This window comes from Streptomyces umbrinus (assembly GCF_030817415.1).
GTDB classification, from domain to species: Bacteria; Actinomycetota; Actinomycetes; order Streptomycetales; family Streptomycetaceae; genus Streptomyces; species Streptomyces umbrinus_A.
Window position 1 is genome coordinate 10,865,500 of record NZ_JAUSZI010000002.1, and the last position, 19,921, is coordinate 10,885,420.

At 70.9% G+C, this 19,921-nt stretch carries 16 protein-coding genes; 7 read left to right on the plus strand and 9 right to left on the minus strand.

Annotation, left to right across the window (positions count from 1 at the left end):
* Nucleotides 1-38 precede the first annotated feature (38 nt).
* Nucleotides 39-593: a PadR family transcriptional regulator gene (locus QF035_RS48190; protein ID WP_307528644.1), complete on the plus strand. Its 555-nt coding sequence runs from the start codon at nucleotides 39-41 to the stop codon at nucleotides 591-593.
* A 94-nt stretch (nucleotides 594-687) separates the two neighbouring features.
* Here the strand turns inward: QF035_RS48190 and QF035_RS48195 are convergent, their stop codons facing one another.
* The 3 genes from QF035_RS48195 to QF035_RS48205 all read right to left on the minus strand — a co-directional run bounded on the left by QF035_RS48195 (nucleotide 688) and on the right by QF035_RS48205 (nucleotide 3,469).
* On the minus strand, nucleotides 688-1,248 hold the full coding sequence (locus QF035_RS48195) for a hypothetical protein (protein ID WP_307528645.1): 561 nt from the start codon (nucleotides 1,246-1,248) through the stop codon (nucleotides 688-690).
* 199 nt (nucleotides 1,249-1,447) lie between these two features.
* On the minus strand, nucleotides 1,448-2,389 hold the full coding sequence (locus tag QF035_RS48200) for a LysR family transcriptional regulator (protein ID WP_307528647.1): 942 nt from the start codon (nucleotides 2,387-2,389) through the stop codon (nucleotides 1,448-1,450).
* 81 nt (nucleotides 2,390-2,470) lie between these two features.
* Nucleotides 2,471-3,469 carry a fibronectin type III domain-containing protein gene (locus QF035_RS48205; RefSeq protein WP_307528649.1) on the minus strand — a complete coding sequence of 333 codons (999 nt, stop codon included), beginning with the start codon at nucleotides 3,467-3,469 and terminating at the stop codon, nucleotides 2,471-2,473.
* Between the two features lie 360 nt (nucleotides 3,470-3,829).
* Between QF035_RS48205 and QF035_RS48210 the strand changes: the two genes are divergently transcribed.
* Nucleotides 3,830-4,558 carry a glycoside hydrolase family 75 protein gene (locus QF035_RS48210; RefSeq protein ID WP_307528651.1) on the plus strand — a complete coding sequence of 243 codons (729 nt, stop codon included), beginning with the start codon at nucleotides 3,830-3,832 and terminating at the stop codon, nucleotides 4,556-4,558.
* A gap of 11 nt (nucleotides 4,559-4,569) precedes the next feature.
* Here QF035_RS48210 and QF035_RS48215 read toward each other — a convergent pair whose 3' ends face one another.
* From QF035_RS48215 to dhaK, 3 genes are read right to left on the minus strand one after another with little or no spacing between them, the layout of a single operon-like run.
* Entirely contained in the window at nucleotides 4,570-4,995 is a 426-nt protein-coding gene (locus QF035_RS48215) for a PTS-dependent dihydroxyacetone kinase phosphotransferase subunit DhaM (RefSeq protein ID WP_307531929.1), read from the minus strand.
* A 1-nt stretch (nucleotide 4,996) separates the two neighbouring features.
* On the minus strand, nucleotides 4,997-5,596 hold the full coding sequence (dhaL, locus tag QF035_RS48220; RefSeq protein ID WP_307528653.1) for a dihydroxyacetone kinase subunit DhaL: 600 nt from the start codon (nucleotides 5,594-5,596) through the stop codon (nucleotides 4,997-4,999).
* A gap of 59 nt (nucleotides 5,597-5,655) precedes the next feature.
* Nucleotides 5,656-6,648 (minus strand): dihydroxyacetone kinase subunit DhaK, encoded by a 993-nt coding sequence (dhaK, locus tag QF035_RS48225; protein ID WP_307528655.1) that lies wholly within the window; start codon nucleotides 6,646-6,648, stop codon nucleotides 5,656-5,658.
* A 382-nt stretch (nucleotides 6,649-7,030) separates the two neighbouring features.
* Here dhaK and QF035_RS48230 point away from each other — a divergent pair, with 382 nt between their 5' ends.
* Nucleotides 7,031-8,008 carry a Ppx/GppA phosphatase family protein gene (locus QF035_RS48230; RefSeq protein ID WP_307528658.1) on the plus strand — a complete coding sequence of 326 codons (978 nt, stop codon included), beginning with the start codon at nucleotides 7,031-7,033 and terminating at the stop codon, nucleotides 8,006-8,008.
* 151 nt (nucleotides 8,009-8,159) lie between these two features.
* Here QF035_RS48230 and QF035_RS48235 read toward each other — a convergent pair whose 3' ends face one another.
* Nucleotides 8,160-10,130 (minus strand): potassium transporter Kup, encoded by a 1,971-nt coding sequence (locus tag QF035_RS48235; protein ID WP_307528659.1) that lies wholly within the window; start codon nucleotides 10,128-10,130, stop codon nucleotides 8,160-8,162.
* Nucleotides 10,131-10,552: 422 nt separating this feature from the next.
* On the opposite strand from QF035_RS48235, the gene QF035_RS48240 reads away from it, so the two are divergent.
* From QF035_RS48240 to QF035_RS48250, 3 genes are all read left to right on the plus strand, one after another.
* On the plus strand, nucleotides 10,553-12,508 hold the full coding sequence (locus QF035_RS48240) for a serine/threonine-protein kinase (RefSeq protein ID WP_307528661.1): 1,956 nt from the start codon (nucleotides 10,553-10,555) through the stop codon (nucleotides 12,506-12,508).
* A 242-nt stretch (nucleotides 12,509-12,750) separates the two neighbouring features.
* On the plus strand, nucleotides 12,751-14,688 hold the full coding sequence (locus QF035_RS48245) for an FHA domain-containing protein (protein ID WP_307528664.1): 1,938 nt from the start codon (nucleotides 12,751-12,753) through the stop codon (nucleotides 14,686-14,688).
* 111 nt (nucleotides 14,689-14,799) lie between these two features.
* A complete protein-coding gene (locus QF035_RS48250) occupies nucleotides 14,800-15,189 on the plus strand; it encodes a hypothetical protein (protein ID WP_307528666.1) in 390 nt (129 codons plus the stop codon).
* Between the two features lie 78 nt (nucleotides 15,190-15,267).
* Here QF035_RS48250 and QF035_RS48255 read toward each other — a convergent pair whose 3' ends face one another.
* The gene (locus tag QF035_RS48255; protein WP_307528668.1) at nucleotides 15,268-17,256 is read right to left on the minus strand and encodes a TerD family protein; all 1,989 of its coding nucleotides are present in this window, start codon (nucleotides 17,254-17,256) and stop codon (nucleotides 15,268-15,270) included.
* A gap of 434 nt (nucleotides 17,257-17,690) precedes the next feature.
* Between QF035_RS48255 and QF035_RS48260 the strand changes: the two genes are divergently transcribed.
* Nucleotides 17,691-19,220: an MFS transporter gene (locus tag QF035_RS48260; protein ID WP_307531930.1), complete on the plus strand. Its 1,530-nt coding sequence runs from the start codon at nucleotides 17,691-17,693 to the stop codon at nucleotides 19,218-19,220.
* Between the two features lie 62 nt (nucleotides 19,221-19,282).
* Here the strand turns inward: QF035_RS48260 and QF035_RS48265 are convergent, their stop codons facing one another.
* A complete protein-coding gene (locus QF035_RS48265; RefSeq protein ID WP_307528669.1) occupies nucleotides 19,283-19,849 on the minus strand; it encodes a cysteine hydrolase family protein in 567 nt (188 codons plus the stop codon).
* Nucleotides 19,850-19,921: the final 72 nt, after the last annotated feature.

Genomic DNA, 19,921 nt, shown 5'->3' on the forward strand with positions numbered 1-19,921 from the left:
GGACCGGGGGACGTGGCGCCCGTCCCTAGGATGACTCCATGTCACTCCCGCACGCGATCCTCACCGCCCTGCTCGAGAAGCCGTCTTCGGGGCTGGAGCTGACCCGTCGCTTCGACAGGTCGATCGGCTACTTCTGGTCGGCGACGCATCAGCAGATCTATCGCGAGCTGGGAAAACTGGAGGCCGAGGGACACATCAGGGCCCTCCCGACGGAGCAGCCGGCCCGGGGACAGAAGAAGCGGTACGAGGTCCTGCCCGCGGGCCGCGCCGAACTGGCCAGGTGGACCGCTGCCTCCCAGGCCCCGAAGCCGCTGCGCGACACGATGCTGCTGCGGCTGCGCGCCGCGGCGGTGGTCGGCACGGAGGGCATCGAGGCGGATCTGCGACGCCATCTAGACCTGCACCAGCGGCAGTTGGCGGAGTACGAGGAGATCCAGGAGCGGGACTTCCCGCCCGGCAAGGACGCGGCCCAGGACCGCCTTCAGCATCTCGTCCTGCGGGCCGGGATCGACCTGGAGACCTTCTGGACGGGCTGGCTGACACACGCGCTGGAGGAGTTCGAACGGCTTCCCGCGCAGGACCCGGCGTCCTGACGGGCCGGGTGTCCGGTGGTCGGCGGCGGCCCGGCCTCCTCGTCGAGACCGGGGTTCCGGCCATCGGGATCGGGGTTCCGGGCCGCCGCCGTGCTCACAGCCGGTGCGGCTTGGCGCGCCGGCGCAGGACCCAGACCGTGGCCCCGACTCCCGCTGCCACCAGGACACCGCCCGCCGCGTAGGTGGCGGCGCCGTAGTCCTTCGTACCGCCGCCCATCCCGCCCATGACCCCGCGCGACGGTGATGCCGACGAGGTGGCTGTCGCCGTCGCCGAGATCGTGGGGCTGGAGACGGGGGAGACGGTGACGGCCTGGGTGCCCGCCGTCGTGCCGTCGGCGCAGACCACGATGACGGTGTAGGTGCCGGTGGTGACGCTGGACCAGGCCGCGGCCTGGCTGGTGCTGGTCCCGGACAAGGTCGCCTGGCGCCCCTGCGCGAAGTTGGCCTGACCGCTGGAGAGCAGTGAGGCATTCCCCATGGAGCCGTTGGACCTGGTGGCGCAGTCGCTGGTGGTCACCTGCACCGTCGTGCCGCTGGTGGTCACATTGATGGCCGTGTTCACCGCGACGGCCTGCGTGGCGGTGAGGGTCAGCGGCAGCGCGGCGGCGGCCGCCACGGTCAGGCCGGAGCGGACGAGCATCTGGGTCATACGCATAGAACTGCCCTCCGACAGCACGGTTGGCGGTACATCCCATGCGCCGCCGAGGGTTGGGAACGCCCGTGCGCCTTCGGACCGAGCCAATGCGAAGATCACCGGTTCCGCATGCGGGCCGGGACCGGGCAGGTGACGAATTCCTTCGTCCGGCCGACCGCCGGTGGCGTGTCCCGGGCGGTCCGCTACTCTCCGCGGGCCGTCACCAGGTCCGGCCGGCCGCCAGGATCCGTTCCCCGACGAGCGCGACATGCGGGCTGTCCGACACCCCCGGGCGCCGCACCAGATACGCGGTGTTGATCGGCGGGTCCTCCGGGTCCAGCAGGGTGACCAGCGCGCCGGAGGCCAGCTCGTCGAGGCACAGATAGCGGGGGAGCACCGAGATTCCGGCGCCCGCCACCACCGCCGCGAGGACGCCGCGCAGATCCGGCACCGTGATCGCCGCCTGACCGGTCAGCCGTACGCCGAAGACGTGCCGCCAGTAGCGCCGCGCGATGGGCAGATCCTCGGCGTACGAGATCAGCGGCGCCCCGTGCAGCGCCGCGGGCCCCTCGGCGGCGACCCGGTTCCGGCCGATCCGCTCGGCCCACGCGGGCGCGGCCACGAGGACGAACTCCTCGTCCGCCAGCGGCACCGCCCTCAGTGTGCGGCCGCGCGGCCGTGACGTGGCGATCGCCAGGTCGAAGCGGCCGCCGCGCAGCCCCTCCAGCAGACCGTCGGTCAGTCCGGTGGTGACCCGCAGTCGCACCCCCTGCCCGGTCAGCGGGGCGAGAGCGGGCAGCACCCGGGTGCACAGCAGCTCCGCCGGACCCGCCACATGGACCGGCTCCGGCACCACGTCCGCACCGAACCCGCCGCGGTCCGTGACCGTCGCGAGCGCGTCCAGCGGCGCCGCGACCTGCGCGGCCAGCTCGTCCGCGACCGAGGTCGACACCACGCCGCGCGGCCGCCGCTCGAACAGCTCACGCCCCAACTGGTCCTCCAGGGACCGGATCTGCGTGGTCACCGTCGGCTGCGACAGCCCCAGCAGCCGCGCCGCCGCGGTGAACGAACCCGTCCGGTGCACGGCGAGGAAGGTCCGCAGCAGCGAGAGATCGAGCGGGGCGGCGGACGCGGCGGTGCCATTGGATTCCCTATGGGGCATACGGAGGATCCTAGGCTCTGTCTATGGGCGGACCGCCTTCGGGCACCTGCCGCCCCTGCCGTACCACTGCACCGTTCCGCCCTACGGCCGCGCCGCTCCCGTCGTCACCGTCCGTTCCGCCGAGAAGCCGCTCCATGTCCCGTCGGGCAGCTTCGCTCTGATCCGCACCCGCTGGGTGACCCCGTCCTGGCGTCCCACGTAGAAGCTGTACGTGGCCTTGTCGCGCGGGGCGGTCCCGCCCCAGACGAGCGAGGTGGCGGGCTGCCGGTCGAGCTGGATCTGGTACTCGGTGATCACCCCGTCGATCGTCTCGGCGTCCGGCGGAATCCAGGAGAGGTCGAGGTAGTACGCCCCGTCGGTGCGGTGTGTCGTGGCCCGGACGGCGGTCGGGGCCAGGCCGGTGCCTTTTCCGTCCCCTGTACCGGCGGCAGTCGTGATCCGTACCGCCGCGCTCGCGGGCGAGACGTTGTCCGCCGCGTCCCGCGCCCGGACGGTGAAGGAGTACCGGGTGCCCGGCCGAAGCCCCGTGACCACGGTCGCCGACTGTGAGCCGCCCACACTGTGGATCTTCGAGTCGCCCTGATAGATGTCATACGACGCCACGCCCCGGTTGTCCGTTGACCTGTCCCAGGACAACTGGGCGGCCCGGCTCCCGGCCGCCTTGCCGCGGAGGCGCTCCGGCGTGCTCGGGGCCCGCCCGTCGGCGGCGGTCGCGGCCGGAGTGGTGGCCCGTACCCGCTCGCTGGGCGGTCCGAGCCGCCCGTCCGCGTCCCTCGCCCGTACGGAGAAGGCGTACGCGGTCGACGGCTTGAGCCTGGTGATGTCGACCATGTGGTCCGAACCCGGCACTTCCTTCACCATCGTGGTGCCGCGATACACCTCGTAGTGGGCGACCTCGGGTTTCCCGGAGGCCCGGTTCCACATGACGTGCACGCTGGTGGAACTGCCCGCCGCCGCGGTGACGCCCGCCGGAGCCGCCGGCGGCCGGTCGCTGCCCGGGCCCTCACCGCCCCAGCCGCAGGACGCCATCATGAGCAACGCGCCGCAGGCCACCGCGGCTCGCAGGAGTACGCGTCGCACAGCCCTGCCCTCCCTCGACGGGAATGGTCCGGACCAATATGACCTGGTGGGCGTGACCACATCAAGAGGGCCGTGTTCGCGATATCGATCGGACGTTACGTATGCTGATGCTCTTCGCGGCTGAACTAGCCCTTGTCGTAGGGAAGTTCATGCCCACGGTGCGGAACGCTGTCGTCGCTGATCCCGCGCCGGCGAGGGCGGCCGGGCGGCCGGAGCCGACATCGGCTCCGGCCGCCCGGCCCCCGACGAGACGTCACCGGGCGTGCTCCGTACGGCCCCCCAGCGGTGGCCGCATGATCGAACCCCCACCAGATTGGGCTGAGTGTTCGTCAGTGCCCGCCCAGGAGAGGGTCTCTTATCGTGCGTGCCCAGTCGCTGACGCTGGCCGCGGCCGGCGTTGCCCTGCTCGCCCCCACCACGATCTCCGACGTCGCTCCGTTGCCCGATGCCGTGCACGAGCGCGCGGGGAACGCGGGCCCCCCTGGGAATGCCGCAAGGGGTGTCCGGGCCGCCGACCTGCTGGCCGCGGTGCGCGACTGCGTGCCCGTCTCCCGCGGCCTCTACCGCGCCGACGACGGGGCGCCCGCGGACATCCCCGTCTGCGGAAAGCGCGGCGCGGTCTTCTGGAAGGCCGACCTGGACATCGACTGCGACGGCCGCCCCGGCCCGTACTGCAACGAGACCACCGACCCGTTCTTCGCCGACACCACCGCCTTTCGGCAGTCCGACGGCAAGTACCTCAGCGCCGAGACCCTTCCGTACGTCGTCGTGCCCGCCGCGAGCCATATCTGGAACCACTACGAGCACGGCGTCCGCAGCGGCACCGTCGCCGCCGTGATCCACGGCGACCGTGTGCAGTACGCGGTCGTCGGCGACCTCGGCCCCGAGGACCTCGTCGGCGAGGCGTCGTACGCCACGGCCCGGGGCCTCGGTATCCGCCCCGACCCGCAGGGCGGCGGGGCCGCCTCCGGAGTCACGTACATCTTTTTCGAGGGCTCCGACGCGTCTCCCATCGAGAACCCCCGGGCGGCCGTCGCCGAGGGCGAGCGACTGGCCCGGAAGTTCATCCGGCGGAACGAGGCCCGCTGAGGGCGCCCGCCTCACACCTTCCGATAGCTGTACGCGTCCGCCGCGGCCGCCTCCACCGCCGCCAGGTCGGCTCCCGTGGACGCCGTGACGACCGCCGCCACCGCGCCCTCGACGAAGGGGGCGTCCACCAGACGGGTGCCCGCCGGAAGTTCGTCGCCCTCGGCCAACAGGGCCTTCACGGTGAGGACCGCGCTGCCGAGATCGGTGAGTACGGCGACACCGGCGCCCCGGTCCACGGCTGCGGCGGCCGCCGAGATCAGCTCGGAACTGGTGCCGAAGCCGCCGCCCTCGATGCCGCCCGCAGGTGCCACCGGAGCGGTCGTACCGCCGCCGGCGAGCCCCGTCGCCAGTTCGGCGACCGAGGCGGCCACGGCAGCGCTGTGCGACACGAGCACGATGCCCACCAGTTTCTCGTCACCTCCCGCAGTGCTCGGCACGTCACTCACCGGCCGCCTCCGAGAGCGCCGCGATCAGGAGCGCCGAGGAGGTGGCACCGGGGTCCTGGTGTCCGATGCTGCGCTCGCCCAGGTAACTCGCCCGGCCCTTGCGGGCCTGCAACGGCGTGGTCGCCAGGGCGCCCTCCTCGGCGGCCGCCCGTGCCGCCGCGAAGGACTCGCCGAGCGCGTCGACCGCGGGCACCAGCGTGTCGATCATGGTCTTGTCGCCGGGCGCGGCCCCGCCGAGCTGCATCACCGCGTCCACACCGGTGCGCAGCGCCTCGGTGAGCTCCTGCTCGTCGACCTCGGCCGCGTCACCGAGTGCCTTGCCCGTGCGGCGCAGCAGCGTCCCGTACAGCGGCCCCGACGCGCCGCCCACCGTCGAGATCAGCTGCCGTCCGGCGAGCATCAGGACGGCGCCGGGCGTCTGTGGTGCCTCCTTCTCCAACGTGGCCGCCACGGCCCTGAAGCCGCGCTGCAGGTTGCTGCCGTGGTCGGCGTCGCCGATCGGCGAGTCGAGGGCGGTCAGCCGTTCCGCCTCTCGGTCCACGGACGCGGCGGTCGCCGTCATCCAACGGCGGAAGAAGTCGGCGTCGAGCACTGGATCTCCTTGCTTGGTAAGGGAGTTGACCGGTCGCACTGGCACAGGCCGGGGGAGCGTCACATGCCCCAGCGCAGGCCCGCCGTACGCACCGGTGCGTCCCACAGCCGCAGCAGCTCCTCGTCGACCTGACACAGGGTCACCGAGGCGCCGGCCATGTCGAGCGACGTGACGTAGTTGCCGACGAGCGTGCGCGCCACCGGGACACCGCGCTCGGTCAGCACCCGCTGCACCTCCGCGTTGAAGCCGTACAGCTCCAGGAGCGGTGTGGCGCCCATGCCGTTCACCAGGACCAGGACGGGGTTGCGGGGGCTCATGTCCTCCAGGATCGCGTTCACCGAGAAGTCGGCGATCTCCCGCGAGGTCATCATGGCCCGTCGCTCCCGGCCGGGCTCGCCGTGGATTCCGACGCCCAACTCCAGCTCCCCGGGCGGCAGATCGAAGGTGGGGCTGCCCTTGGCCGGAGTGGTGCAGGCGCTGAGCGCGACGCCGAAACTGCGCGAGTTCTCGTTGACCTGCCGGGCGAGCGCCTCCACCCGCTCCAGCGGCCGGCCCTCCTCGGCCGCCGCGCCCGCGATCTTCTCCAGGAACAGCGTCGCGCCGGTGCCGCGGCGGCCGGCCGTGTAGAGGCTGTCGGTCACGGCCACATCGTCGTTGACGAGGACCTTGGCGATCTGGATGCCCTCGTCCTCGGCCAGCTCCGCCGCCATGTCGAAGTTGAGCACGTCACCCGTGTAGTTCTTCACGATGAACAGCACACCGGCCCCGCTGTCCACGGCGGCCGCCGCCCGCACCATCTGGTCCGGCACCGGGCTCGTGAACACCTCGCCGGGACAGGCCGCCGACAGCATCCCGGGGCCCACGAACCCGCCGTGCAGCGGTTCGTGCCCCGAACCACCACCCGAAACAAGCCCCACCTTCCCGGGCACCGGAGCGTCCCGCCGTACGATCACCCGGTTCTCGACATCCACGGTCAGCTCGGGATGGGCGGCCGCCATGCCCCGCAGCGCGTCCGCGACAACGGTTTCCGCGACGTTGATGAGCATCTTCATGGGTACCTCCTGGTGAGCCGAACAGGCGAGCATATTGCCTGTGTTCCCGCTGGTCGGAGTGAGCGCTTCTGTCGGAAGTATCGACCTTGCGGCAGCGTAGGTCACGTGCGCGGACGCTCCTGGGCGTGCCAGGGCCACCGAGACCGGACGACGTGACCGGGGGGCGACGACTGTTCCGGGCCGAGTGATGAAGTTGTAGCGGCACTCCTCGCAGAACGTCCGCAGAGCGGCGGTTCGTGGGGATCAGCGATGCGTCAGGAACAGCCTGGCGCGTACGCGGCACGGGTTAGGGTCGTATGAGCGTGTGCTTTCCCGCAGGCAGCCGCAGCGGTCGTTGCCGACCGGACGTGATCGAGCGGGTGGAGACGGGGGAGACGGCGAGATGGGGCGGGGAAGGCCGGAACAGGCCGCGGTACTGGACGTCGGGTGCCACAGCGCACTGCTGACCGTGGTCCGACGGCGGCCGGGCGCAGGGCTCGAGCCGGTCTTCTCGTACAAGGTACGGCTACGGCTGCACGAGGCGCTCGACCGCAGAGGTCGCCTGCGCGAGGTCGGGATCACCAGTGTGCAGCGCGCCGTGGCCGAAGCGATGGCCGCCGTCCGGGTCCGCCGCCCGCCGACTGTGTTCCCCTTCGCCACCTCGGTCATCCGGGACGCACCCAACCGGGAACAGGTGATCGCGCAGGTGGCCCGTGCCACCGGCACCCGGCTGCGGGTCCTGCCCGGTGAGGAGGAAGCGCGCCTGGCCTATGTGGCGGCCCGGCAGTGGACGGGTTCCGAGAGCGGCCCGCTGCTGATGCTGGACATCGGTGGCGGCACCGTGGAGATCGCCTCGGGCCGGGGAGCGCAGCCGCGCAGCGTGCTTTCGCTGCCGTTGGGCGCCCGGCGCGTCACCCGTGACTGGCTCCCCGGCGGCGCCATTCCGTCCACGGCACGTCTGGAGGAGGTCCGGGAGTTCCTCGGCCATGCCCTGAGTACGGCACCCGGCCTGCCGGTGGCCGCACGGAACGGGAGCGTCGTCGCCTGCTCCAAGACCTTCGAGCAGCTCGCCCGCCTGGCCGGCACTCCGTCCAGGCGCAGAAAACCCCATACCGGGCGGCAGTTGACGCTGTCCCAGTTGCGGCGGTGGATCCCGGTGCTGGCCGGAGCAGGTCCCGCCCGGCGGACCCGGTTGCCGGGCATCTCCCGGCACCGCGCGGGTCAGGCACTGGCCGGCGCGCTCGTCGCCGAGGCGCTCCTGACGGCGTGTGAGGCAGAGAAGGTCGTCATCTCCCCGTGGTCGACCAGAGAAGGACTTCTGCTGGAGCACCTCGGAGCGGTCTCCGCGGCACCGCGGCACGACCTCCCTCTCGTCGGCTGACCCGAGGCTTGCCCGGGGGTTCCGCCTCCTTGGTGGGGCATGCGGTCGAACGCAACTGACCGTCCGCGCGCGCCGAACAGGCCTGTTGCGCACAGGCAACCCATGGCTGCCGGCGTCGCGCGGTGCGTCGGTTTCGGGCGGTACTGCGGGCCTACACCTCGATCTGCGACCCCATGATGACCGTGCGGTCGCGGGGCAGGCTGAAGTACTCGGCGGCGTCGGCCGTGATGTAGGAGGTGGCGATGAACAGCCGCTTGCGCCAGGGCGCCATCGTCGGTGCCTTCCCGCGCCGGAGCTCGATCTTCGACAGGAAGTAGGACGCCTGGTCGAGTTGCAGCGGCCCTTCGGTCTCGGCCGGGTCGAGCATGGCCAGCGTGCCGGGCACGTCCGGCGTCTCCATGTAGCCGAACCGGGCGGTGACGTGGATGATCCCGTCGTCGGCGTACCCGAGGTCGTCGACGACGATCCGCTGGTCGGCCGGGACGCGAGGCACGGGCTCGGTCCCGATGGACAGGATCACGACCTGCTCGTGCCGCACGTGGTTGTGCTCGACGTTGGCGCGCATGGCCAGGGGCGCGGTCTCCTTGTCCCGGTTCAGGAAGACGGCCGTGCCGGGCGCGCGGATCGTCGGCTCCTGCCCTGTGCGGAGGTGTTCGACGAACTCGGGCAACGGCCCTTCCTGGCGTGCTCGTTCCTCGGTGACCAGTTGGCGGCCGCGCTGCCAGGTCGTCATGACCGTGAACGCGGTGAGGCCGATCAGCAGCGGCAGCCACGCGCCGTGGACGAGCTTGGTCATGTTGGCCGCCACGAACAGCAGGTCCACGAGGAGGAGCGCGCCCGCGCCGATGGCGAGCAGCCAGGGGGGCGTACCCCACTTGTGACGGGCGACGTAGAAGAAGAGCAGGGTGGTGATGGTGATGGTGCCGGTGACCGCCATGCCGAACGCGTAGGCCAGCGCCGCGGAGCTCTGGAAGGCGAAGACCAGCGTGAGGACCGAGACCATCAGGAGCCAGTTGATCCACGGGACGTAGATCTGACCGATGGTGGACTCGGAGGTGTGCGCGATACGCAGCCTCGGCAGATAGCCCAGCTGGGCGGCCTGGGAGGCGACCGAGTACGCGCCGGTGATCACCGCCTGGGAAGCGATCACGGTCGCCGCCGTCGCCAGCAGGACCATCGGCCATCGTCCCCACTCGGGCACGAGCAGGAAGAACGGGCTGCTGATGTTGTCCGGATCGTCGAGGATCAGCGCGCCCTGGCCCAGGTAGCTCAGGACGCAGGCGGGCAGTACGAGGAAGAGCCAGCCCCGGGTGATGGCCCGGCGGCCGAAGTGCCCCATGTCGGCGTAGAGCGCCTCGGCGCCGGTGACCGCGAGCACGATCGCGGCCAGGGCGAAGAAGGCCGTGCCCCAATGGCCGAACAGGAAGTCCAGGGCGTACGTCGGTGACAGTGCCCTCAGGATGTCCGGGTGGTCGGCGATACCGGCGACGCCGCACGCGCCGATGGCCGTGAACCAGACGATCATGACCGGTCCGAACACCCGGCCCACCGCCGCGGTTCCCCGGCGCTGCACCAGGAACAGCGCCACGATGATCACCGCGGTGATCGGCACGACCGCGCTGTCCAGCGACGGCTCGACGACCTTGAGTCCCTCGACCGCGGACAGTACCGAGATCGCCGGGGTGATCATGCTGTCACCGAAGAACAGCGACGCACCGAAGATGCCGAGCGCGGCCAGTACGACGGTGGCCCGACGCCCGCGTTGCGAACTCCAACGCCGCAGCAGGGTGATCAGCGCCATGATGCCGCCCTCACCGTCGTTGTCGGCGCGCATCGCCAGCAGCACATAGGTGAGCGTGACGACGACCATCACCGACCAGAAGACCAGCGACACCACCCCGTACACGTTGTCCGTGGTGACCGGGACGGGGTGCGGGTCGTCGGGGTTGAACACCGTCTGGAGGGTGTAGATCGGGCTGGTCCCGATGTCGCCGAAGACCACGCCGAGAGCACCGATGACGACCGCGAGCCGCACCGTGTCGTGAGTGCGCGCCCGACGGGCCTCCTCTCCCGGCGAGGCGGAACCGTCGTCCGACGCGGTTCCCTGCCGGCGATCGGCCATGGTGCTCCTCCTCCGTGCCGTCCGCTGAGCCGCAGACCGGGTCATCCGGGCGGACGATACCGACCCTCTGGTGTGACCGTCGGGAGGGGCGCCGCTTTCGTTTCGAGCGGCGTCTGCCGAAGTGGCCTACGACAGGTGTGTCACAACTTCCGCACAGTGAGCGGTAGGTCAAGCACTTGTCCAGGTCCGGACTTCACGAACATCAGGCGTTTGATCATACTGTCCAGGGGCTGTGTCCTTGGCGGTCAGCGGCGTGGTGCGTCGCCGGTCCTTCCGCGTCGTACACCGGGCCTGGAAGGTGAAGTCCGGTGGGACGTAGGGCTGTTGCCGAACCTAAGGCGGTGTCCCGGCAGATCACGGATCGGACGGGGGGCGTCGCCACTCCTCGGCCGTTCGCAAAGGACTAAGGAGTGCGGGCCCTCATGCCACAGCAGAACACGGCGTCGCCGGACGCGGGTGCCGAACGGCTGGTCGCCGGTCGCTACCGCTTGCTGTCCGTTCTCGGCGAGGGCGGTATGGGCACCGTGTGGCGGGCCCGCGACGAGGTACTGCACCGAGAGGTCGCCGTCAAGGAGGTACGCGCTCCCGTCGGACTGGGAGTGGCGCAGGTCGAGCGGATGTACACCCGTCTGGAGCGGGAGGCCTGGGCGGCGGCGCGCATCAGTGCTCGCGGTGTGGTGACCGTCCACGACGTCGTCACCGACGACGGCCGACCCTGGATCGTCATGGAGTTCGTCCGCGGCCGGTCGCTGGCCGACGCGATCAGCTCCCAGGGTGCCCTCGCGCCGCGGGAGGCCGCGCGCATAGGTGCCGAGGTGCTGGCCGCACTGCGCGCGGCGCATGGCGCCGGAGTGCTGCACCGCGACGTGAAACCCGCCAACGTCCTGCTCGCGGACGACGGCAGGGTGGTGCTCACCGACTTCGGCATCGCCACCGTGGAGGGGGATTCCGCGCTGACGATGACCGGTGAGCTCGTCGGCTCTCCTGAGTATCTGGCGCCGGAGCGGGCGCTGGGCCGGAACCCCGGTCCCGCGTCGGACCTGTGGTCTCTCGGAGCGTTGCTCTACGCGGCCGTCCAGGGACGTTCGCCCTACCGTCGGACCTCCCCGCTGAGCACTCTGCGCGCCATCGTCGACGACGAGTTGCCCCCGCCGCATCGGGCCGGACCCCTCGTGTCCGTCATCGAAGGCCTGATGCGCAAGGACCCCGACGAGCGCATGTCGGCCGAAGAAGCCGAGCAGGAGCTGCGCCTGGCCGGCGCTGACGGCACTTCCGGCGCCGACACGGCCACGCCGTCCGCCCCGACGCCCGCAGCGGCCACCGACGACCTGCCCACCGCCGAGTCCCCGCTCGGGGAGACGGCGCCTACGGCCATCGCCGCATCCGAAGCGGGGACGGCGGCCACGGTGGACGCATCCGGGGCGGCGGTCGACGTACCCACGGGCGAGGCGCCCACTGCGGCGGCCAACGTACCCACGGGCGACATACCAACCGCCGCGGTGGACGTACCCACGACCGCGGCACACCCCGATGCCCCCGCCGCCCAGGCGCAGCCCCCACTTCCCGGTGCCGTACCTGAGATCACCGTCGAGTCGGCCGCCCCGGCTCCCCGCTCGCCCGTCGATGAGGCATTCCCGCCCACCGTGGTCAGCCTCGGCGTCCCCGCTTCTCCCGCCCCGCCACGTCCCGCGCCGGAGGCCGCCTCGGGTTCGGGTATCGCCGGTTCGCCCACCGTATGGGCGGACCCGGTATCGGGGCCCGAACCCACAGCCGGTTCCGCGGTGCTTGCCTCGCAGGCAGCGAACGACGGCGGCGAAACGTCCGGCCACGGCCCCACGAAGCGGAAACGGCGCATCGGGTACCTGACCGGGGCGGGAGTGGCCGTGCTCGCGCTGCTCGTGGGCGGCCTGGGCTATGTGCTCGGTGGCGACGGCGGTGAGAGCGGCAAGGACACCGGCTCGCCCACGGGGCAGGCACAGGCCACCGCCTCCGCCACGGCGAGCAGTGGGTCGGACGACACCGCCGAGCAGCCCGTGTCGGTCACCGCGACCGGGGGCGCGACCACGTACGTCGGGGACTGCCCTCCGGCGGACTCGCAGGCTCCTTGGTTCACCGCGACCTTCACGGTGTCCGATCTGCCCTTCCAGTTCTCCTACCGGTGGGTCTCGACGAACGGGTCCGTGATCGACCGGCAGTGGCGGACGCTGTCGTTCCCGGACGGCGGCCCCCGCACCCACAAGGAGACGGTGCGGCTGTCGACGTACGCGCGGTCGGGAACTCTCCGCAGCGAGATGGCGGTGGAGATCCGCTCTCCGTTCGAGGCGGTGTCCAACTCGGTGCCGTTCTCGGTGACATGCGCCTCGACGAACGGCGGCTAGTCGACCGGCGGCTGGTCAACGGGGCGTCAACGTCGGCTCCGGGTAGGCGAGTTACCTCCTGCGCATGGTCCATACTTCAATCGGTACGAGTTGGGCCGATGTCGGCCCGATTCGGGCATCATCGGTCAAGAGAACCCCGCTGGACCGGAGTTCTGTGGGAGTGACGTACGACTCCCACCCGTAGCGGATCAACCGCAGGGTGCGGTTCCTCTGCCCGCACCCGACTTTCACAAGGAGTTTCTGTGACGTCGGTCATCGTGGGACGCACGGGTCCGTTCGCCGGTCAGAGTGTGGTTCTGGGCAGCGCCCCGCTGCGATTCGGGCGCAAGAGCGACAACGACGTGATCATCGTCAGTGTCAGCGCCTCCCGCCTGCACACCGAGATCGTGGAGGAGGACGGTGCGTTCGTCCTCCACGACCGCAGCAGGAACGGAACCTTCGTCAACGACCAGCGCGTCACCCGGCATGTGCTCGTGCCCGGCGACTCCATACGCATCGGCGACGAGACCTTCCTGTTCGAGACGCAGGAAGCGGTGGAGACGGTCATGGACCTCTCCCAGCTCGACCTGCCGCGCGCCAACGCCTCGGCGAACCCCGGCGAACTGCGGGTCACGGTGAGCGGAGGGGGCCCGGTCGGTCTCGCCTTCGCCCTGCTGCTGGAGAACGCCCTGCCGGGGAAGGCGGCCATCACCGTCTACGACGGCCGGTGGGTCAGGAACGGCTCCACCGTGGTCTGGAAGGACGAGACACAGGGCAACGTCCGCCGGATGCAGGTCGTCACCGCCCAGAGCCGTCAGTACCTCGCGCTCACGGACGAGATGCAGTCGGCGCTGTTCGACGGGGATGGGTTCTCGGAGATGTGGCCCCTGGGGCCGGACTCCGTGGAGGGCCGCCCGCCGCGCAACATCCGGATCGCCTACATCGAGGACAAGCTGCTGGAACTGGCCAACGCCAAGTCCGCGATCCGTCTGGTGCCGAAGCGATTCGATCCGTCGGAGCAGCAGAACCGGCTCTCCCAGGAACACGTCCTGGTGATCGCCGAGGGCGGTGGGTCGCGTACCCGGGAGCACTTCAAGGACCGTTTCGGCGCGGCCGACTCCTCGATCTACTCCCTCGACGGGGAGCACCTTCAGGACCTGGTGCTGGGACTGCGGGTCAAGTCCCAGCTCTCGGACCCCATGAGCGTCCTGCTGACCGTGGCGCAGAACCGGTTCCTGCTCAACTCGCTGCGTGGTGAGGGGTTCCTCAACATGAGGCTGACCCGCGAGGAGGCCGGCGCCGTGATCGGCATCGACCCGGTCCGGCAGGTCTTCGAGGAGTGCGTGGCGGCTCGGCCCTGCCTGATGAGCCGCCACGAGGACAACGAGTTCGTCTGCCCGACCCACGGGACCCTGTTCCTGCCCGCCCTGTTGCGCAGCTCGCCGCTGTGGAAGCGGATCCAGGAGGGCCTGCGGCTGTTCGGCGTCGCCGCGGACGATCTCACCGCCATCACCTCGTTCCGGCTGGACATGGTGCAGCGCCCCCGGTTCACGGCCCAGCTCAGCCGTCCTACCTCCACGAGCCCCGGAACCTACGGCTTCCTGCTGGGCGACGCGGCCAACGCCATCCACTTCTGGCCCGGGCGCGGCCTCAACAGCGGCCTCGCCTCGGCTGTTTCCCTCGCCCGCTCCCTCAGCCGGGTCTGGCAGGGCCGACCGCTGCGCGACGCCGACTTCATCCGGCACGAGGCGGCGATGTCCATGCTCCAGTACCGGCACAAGAGCCGGGCCTGGAACGCCATGGTCACCACCGACGAACGCGGCGTGACCCGCGCCATCAAGGACATCATCGCCGACAGCATGGAAGGCGACAGGGCCGTCGCAGGACCCGGCGCCGAGCAGTCCGATCTGGACCTCCTGCTGGACAGGATGCGGGCGATCCGCGAGCGCCTCGCTCCCCGCCTCCCCGGAATGCCCAGCGACGAGGAGCTGCGCAGCCACCTGTCCACCCTCGCTCCGTCGACCCTGCGGTCCCTGCAGGAGAGCGGCGCCTGGGACACCCTGATCGTCGGCGGCGAGGAGGCCGACATCGACATCTTCTACCAGTCGGACGCCCCGGTCTTCGTCGGCCGCCCCATCGATCCGCGCGTCCCCGGCCAGCCGGCGGGACCGCGGCAGCCAGGGGTGCTCGACCCGGCGTGATACGGGCACTTCGGCCCTGAGACGCCGGGTTCCATCCTGTCCCGTCGCCAGAAGACGGGGCCCGGCGGGTGGTCCTGGCGCGACTTCGAGTGCGGAGAGAGGTGTTCCGGTATGGCCGTTGAACGAGTCCATCCCGAGATGATCCGCGATGAGGATCCCTGGCAGTCCCTCCAAGGCTGGCAGGGTCACGCGCATGTGCGGGTGTGGCGGACGAAGGCGGATCAGGTGTCTGTGGTGATCAGTGGTGAGGGCGCCGGGTCCGATCTGGAGACGGTGATTCCCATGCTCCGCGCCGAGTACCCAGACGACACGGTCGAGTTCTTCTTCCACCGTCCGATGGACTGGATCGACGTGGGGTACTACGCGGAGCTGACGCCGGGCGACGACGGAATGGTGACCCGGACACACATTCCGGGAGACAGCCTCGCCGCGCGCCTCGGCCCTGCCCTGTACGTGACCGAGGACCCGGATGACGAGTCCGTCGGCGGGGACAGCCCCTGAGTCCCGCGTGCACGGCGTGCCGCGGAAGCCGATCGCCGACGGCACGGAGATGCTGATCCGAGGCGCCTGCCGCGTCGTTCAGTCGGCGATGTCGACCCCGTATCCGCGGGCGAGGGCATCCAGGCCGTGGTCGTAGCCCTGGCCGACGGTGCGCAGGCGCCAGAGGGGACCTCTGCGGTAGATCTCCGCAAGGAGCATGGTGCGTTCGGTCGTGGCGGCGTCCAGGGTCGCCCGGGCGACGGGTGCTCCGCTGTTGCCGGCGGCCGCACCGATCTGGATCGCGCCGACCGTCCCGAAGGTGGTGACACCGTCGATGGCCGCGGCGACGACGACCTTGCGGGTCGCGGGCGGCAGGGATGCCAGATCGACGGCGATGGTCTGTTCGGCCGGACCTCCGGTGAGGAGCCGTACGGTGCCGGCGGGGCTCTCCGGGGCGCCGTAGAAGATGAACTCCGCGTCGGAGGTGACCTGTTCGTCCTCGTCGAGGAGGAACGCGACGACGTCGATCTCGCAGTCGGCCTGCGGAGCCCAGCTGGCCGTGATGTACCAGTCGGGCGCGGGTCTGCCGTGCGGCACGGGCAGGTCGGTGACGCCGCCCCTCGGCAACACCCGTGGTTCTTGTGCCCGGACGGCCGCCGTGCCCTGTTCGGTGGCCGACGGCGCGGTGAGCCAAGGCCCCTCGTGCACGGGGAGTTCAAGGGTGGTGATGCGGCTCATGCGGCGGTCCTGCTCGCCGCGGGCGAGAAGGACGACGTCGGTGACGCTGGCCGACAGGTTGATGGCCGCGGAACCGCCCAGTTCGACGACGCGGGTACGGGCCGCCGCGGCGTCGGCGTGGACACCACCGAGTACCAGTACCCGGTGGCCTGACAGCGGCTTGTCCAAAGAGCCGACCGAGTCGCCGGGTTGGCGCGGCACGGGGACGGCTGTGCGGGGGGAGGGCGACGGCAGGACGGGCACTTCCGGGACCGGCGCCGTGGTGGATTCGAGCTCGGTGACCTGGACTTGAGCCGGAGCCGGAGCCGGAGCCGGAGCCGGAGCCGGAGCCGGAGCCGGAGCCGGAGCCGGAGCCGGAGCCGGAGCCGGAGCCGGAGCCGTCGCCGGTACCGCCGGCGCGATCGTCACGGCGGGCGCGGCCGTCGCCTCGTGCGCCGTTCCGGTCCGTACGTCGGCGAGCAGCCGCAGGAAGGTGTGCTCGTCGATGACCGGCACACGTTCGGCGAGTGCGCGTCGGGCCTTCGCCGAATCGGACGTCGGCTCGTTGGTGACCAGCACGCTGGTGTGCCGGCTCACGGAGGCCATCATGTTCAGCCCGGCGGCAACCGCACGCCCGACCAGCTCCGCCCGGGCGTGCGCGGTGTCCCCGGTGATCGCGACCTTCATCCCCTGCTGGAGCGGCCCGCCGGGAGCCAGCCGCCCCGGGTTGCGGTAGGCGCAGGGGGTCTTGGGCGGCTGAGGCGTGAACTGGGACTCCGCACGGGGCGGGCAGGCCACGAGTGGCAAGGGCAGATCGAGCTGAGCTGCCTGGCGCAGCGACGCCCGCAGGATCCCGGCCAGCACCCGGGTGTCGTCCAGCGCATCGTGTGCGTGCTGCTGGGGAACGCCGTAGTGAGCGGCGAGGGTGCCGAGTTTCATGTCTTCCGTGGGCGGATCCACCTGGCGGTTCAGGGCCAGCGTGCACAGGCGTTGCGACACCGGCAGCCACATTCGCGCGCGGGCGAACTCGTGGGCCAGGAAGTCGTAGTCGAACTGCGCGTTGTGGGCGACCAGAACCCGGTCCTGGAGCATCGCCCCGATCCGGCCGGCGACCTGGTCGAAGGTCGGCGCGCCCCGCAGCCGCTCGGCGGTCAGCCCATGCACATGCACCGGCCCCGGATCGCACCCCGGATTGAGCAGTGTCGAGAACTCCGCGGTCTGTTCGCCGTCCGGACCGATCGTCACTACGGCGACGGACAGCACCCGATCCCGCCGGGCCACGAGCCCTGAGGTTTCCACGTCGACCAACGCCCAGTCGCGGGCGTAGTCGTCCGTAGCAGGCACGTCGAAAGAGGCGGAGGCGAGACTCATGGCGCCAAGGATGATCCGACATACAGCCCTCCTTCAAGCCGTATGCCGATTTACCACCGTCTGGAACATCCTTACGGGGCCGCTGTGTTGGGCCCGCGGCCGAGAGAACGCACCAGCGGCGTGGTCCGGTCGTAGAGCTGGTCGCGGGGCGTCGTCAGGCCCCGGTGCGTCCACGGCGGCACCCCGTCCACCGGACCAGGGACGTATCCGTCCAAGACGCGTCCGCCCGCAGATCGCCGTCCTCATCGCCCGGGAAGCCGGGTGCGCGGCGTTTCGGCAGCCACGCCTTGCTCGTGCGCCGTTGAGGACGTGCTCCGGGTGCGGCGGTACCGGTTCGGACGCAGACTGGCCTGGTGAGGCGTACGCACGCGCAACGCAACGAGAGCACATCCGGTGCCGGACGGGCGGCCTCCCAGCCGCTGGCGCTCGCGGCGATGATGTTCGCGGTGGCGATGACGTTCATCGACCAGACGATCGTGTCGATCGCGGCGCCCGACATCGTCTCCGAACTCGGCCTGTCCGCCTCGGGCATGCAGTGGGTGGTCAACGCCTATCTGCTGTCCCTGGCCGCGTTCTTCGCCGTCGGCGGGCGCCTCGCCGACCTGTGGGGACCACGTCGGGTCGTCGTGGCAGGCACCCTGATCTTCGTCGTCTCCTCTGCGATGTGCGGCTGCGTACCCGACGGGGACCACGCGCTGACGTGGCTCGTCGCCTTCCGCGCGACCCAGGGACTCGGGGCGGCGCTGCTCTTCCCCGCCGCGCTCGCGGTCGTCGTGGCGGTGTTCCCGATCGAGCGGCGGGGGCGCGCCCTGGCCCTGTTCTTCGGCCTCACCGGTGCCCTCACCGCGGTGGGACCGCTGCTCGGCGGCTGGCTGACCACCTGGACCTGGCGGGCGATCTTCTGGGTCAACGTCCCTGTCGCCGTCGTCGCGCTGGTCCTCACCGCGCTCGCCCACATCTCCGACCGGCGACGCGACGAACCGCTGGACGTCAAGGGTGCTGTGCTGATCGCCGTCGGCATGGGCACGAGTGTGCTCGGTTTCCAGCAGGCGGCGGCCTGGGGCTGGGACAGCGCGGCGACGTGGGCCTGCATCGCCGGCGGCCTCGCGGTTCTGTACGTGTTCTGCCGCTACGAACTGCGCACCCGCCACCCCCTGATCAACCTGTCGGTCTTCCGCGACCGCGCCTTTACGGTGGACTCACTGGTGCTCTTCTTCGCCATGCTGGCGTTCGTCCCCGTGTTCTTCTTCGCCTCGGTCTACGCCCAGGTCTCCCTCAGCGCCTCGGCCAACCAGGCCGCCCTGTACCTGCTGTACTTCTTCGTGGGGTTCGCCATCGCCTCCCAGTGGGGCGGCCGCATCCTCGACAAGCGGGGCGCCCGCCCCACGTTGAAGATCGGCTGCGTGGTCGGAGCCGTCGGGTTCGCGCTGTGGGCCGGCAAACTGACCGACCTGTCCATGCACGACCAGTGGCCGTACGTCGCCCTCGCCGGCGCGGGAATCGGGTTCATCCTCGCCCCGGCCTCGACGGACGCCGTCAACCGGGCGATCGACGCCTCCTACGGCGAAGTCACCGGCATCACCCAGACCGTACGCAACTACGCGGCCAGCATCGGACTTGCCGTCTTCGGCACCGTGCTGGCGCACACCATGACGGACAACGTCGTGGACACCCTCCGGAAGCGCGGGGTACCGCCGGACCAGGTGGACTCCGTCGCCGAGGACGTGACGCAGTCGATCACGGGCCAGGCGGACGCCCGCACGCCCACCGGCGACGGCCCGGTCGCGACGACCATGCGCGATGCGATGTCCTCGATCCGCATGGACTTCGCCGAGGCCAACCAGTGGGTGTTCTACGGCATGGCCGTCGCACTCGGCATCGGCTACCTCTGCGCCCTGCGCCATCCCGGCGGTCAGGCGGCTGGGGCCGAGGAGACGCCCGCGCAGTCCCCCGTACATCATTGAGCACAACTTCCGCCCGGCCCGGCCACTTTGACGCCGACCTCAGTGAACAGGCGGAAGCACCGTCAGAGCGCAGCCGTCCAGTCGGCCACGGTCGTGACCTCCGCCTGCTGAGGAAACACCTTCTCCGTGAGGAGCCGGTGCACTTCCGCGTCGCTGTCGAGGCAGCCGTCGGCCAGGACGGTGAGGCCGAAGTCGAGGTCGGCCGCCTGCCGGAGGGTGGACAGAACGACGCCGCTCGTGGCGATGCCCGTCAGGACCAAGTGGCTGATGTCGCCGGCCCGCAGAACCACATCGAGGTCGCTGCCGGAGAAGGCGCTGACGCGCCGTTTGGTGACGACGACCTCGCCCGGCCCGGGGGCCACGTCCGGATGGACACGGGTGGCCAGTTCCTCGCCACCAGCGCCCGCACCGCCCGCCGCCGAGGCGCCGGCGAGTCGACCGAACATCTTGTTCCGCGCGCTGATCTCCGGATACCCGGGACGGAACCCGACCACGACGTAGATCACGGGAACGCCGGCCGCGCGGGCGGCGTCGACCGCCTTCCGCAGGCGTGGCAGGTAGTCGGGATCGGGGTGGCGATCGACGACCACCTGTTGGACATCCATGACGAGAAGCGCCTGCTGGGTCATCGCTGTGCTTTCCCGCGGCGCGCCGCGCAATAAGTCATCAGTTGATTACTTGAAAACGTAAGCCTGCTCCGG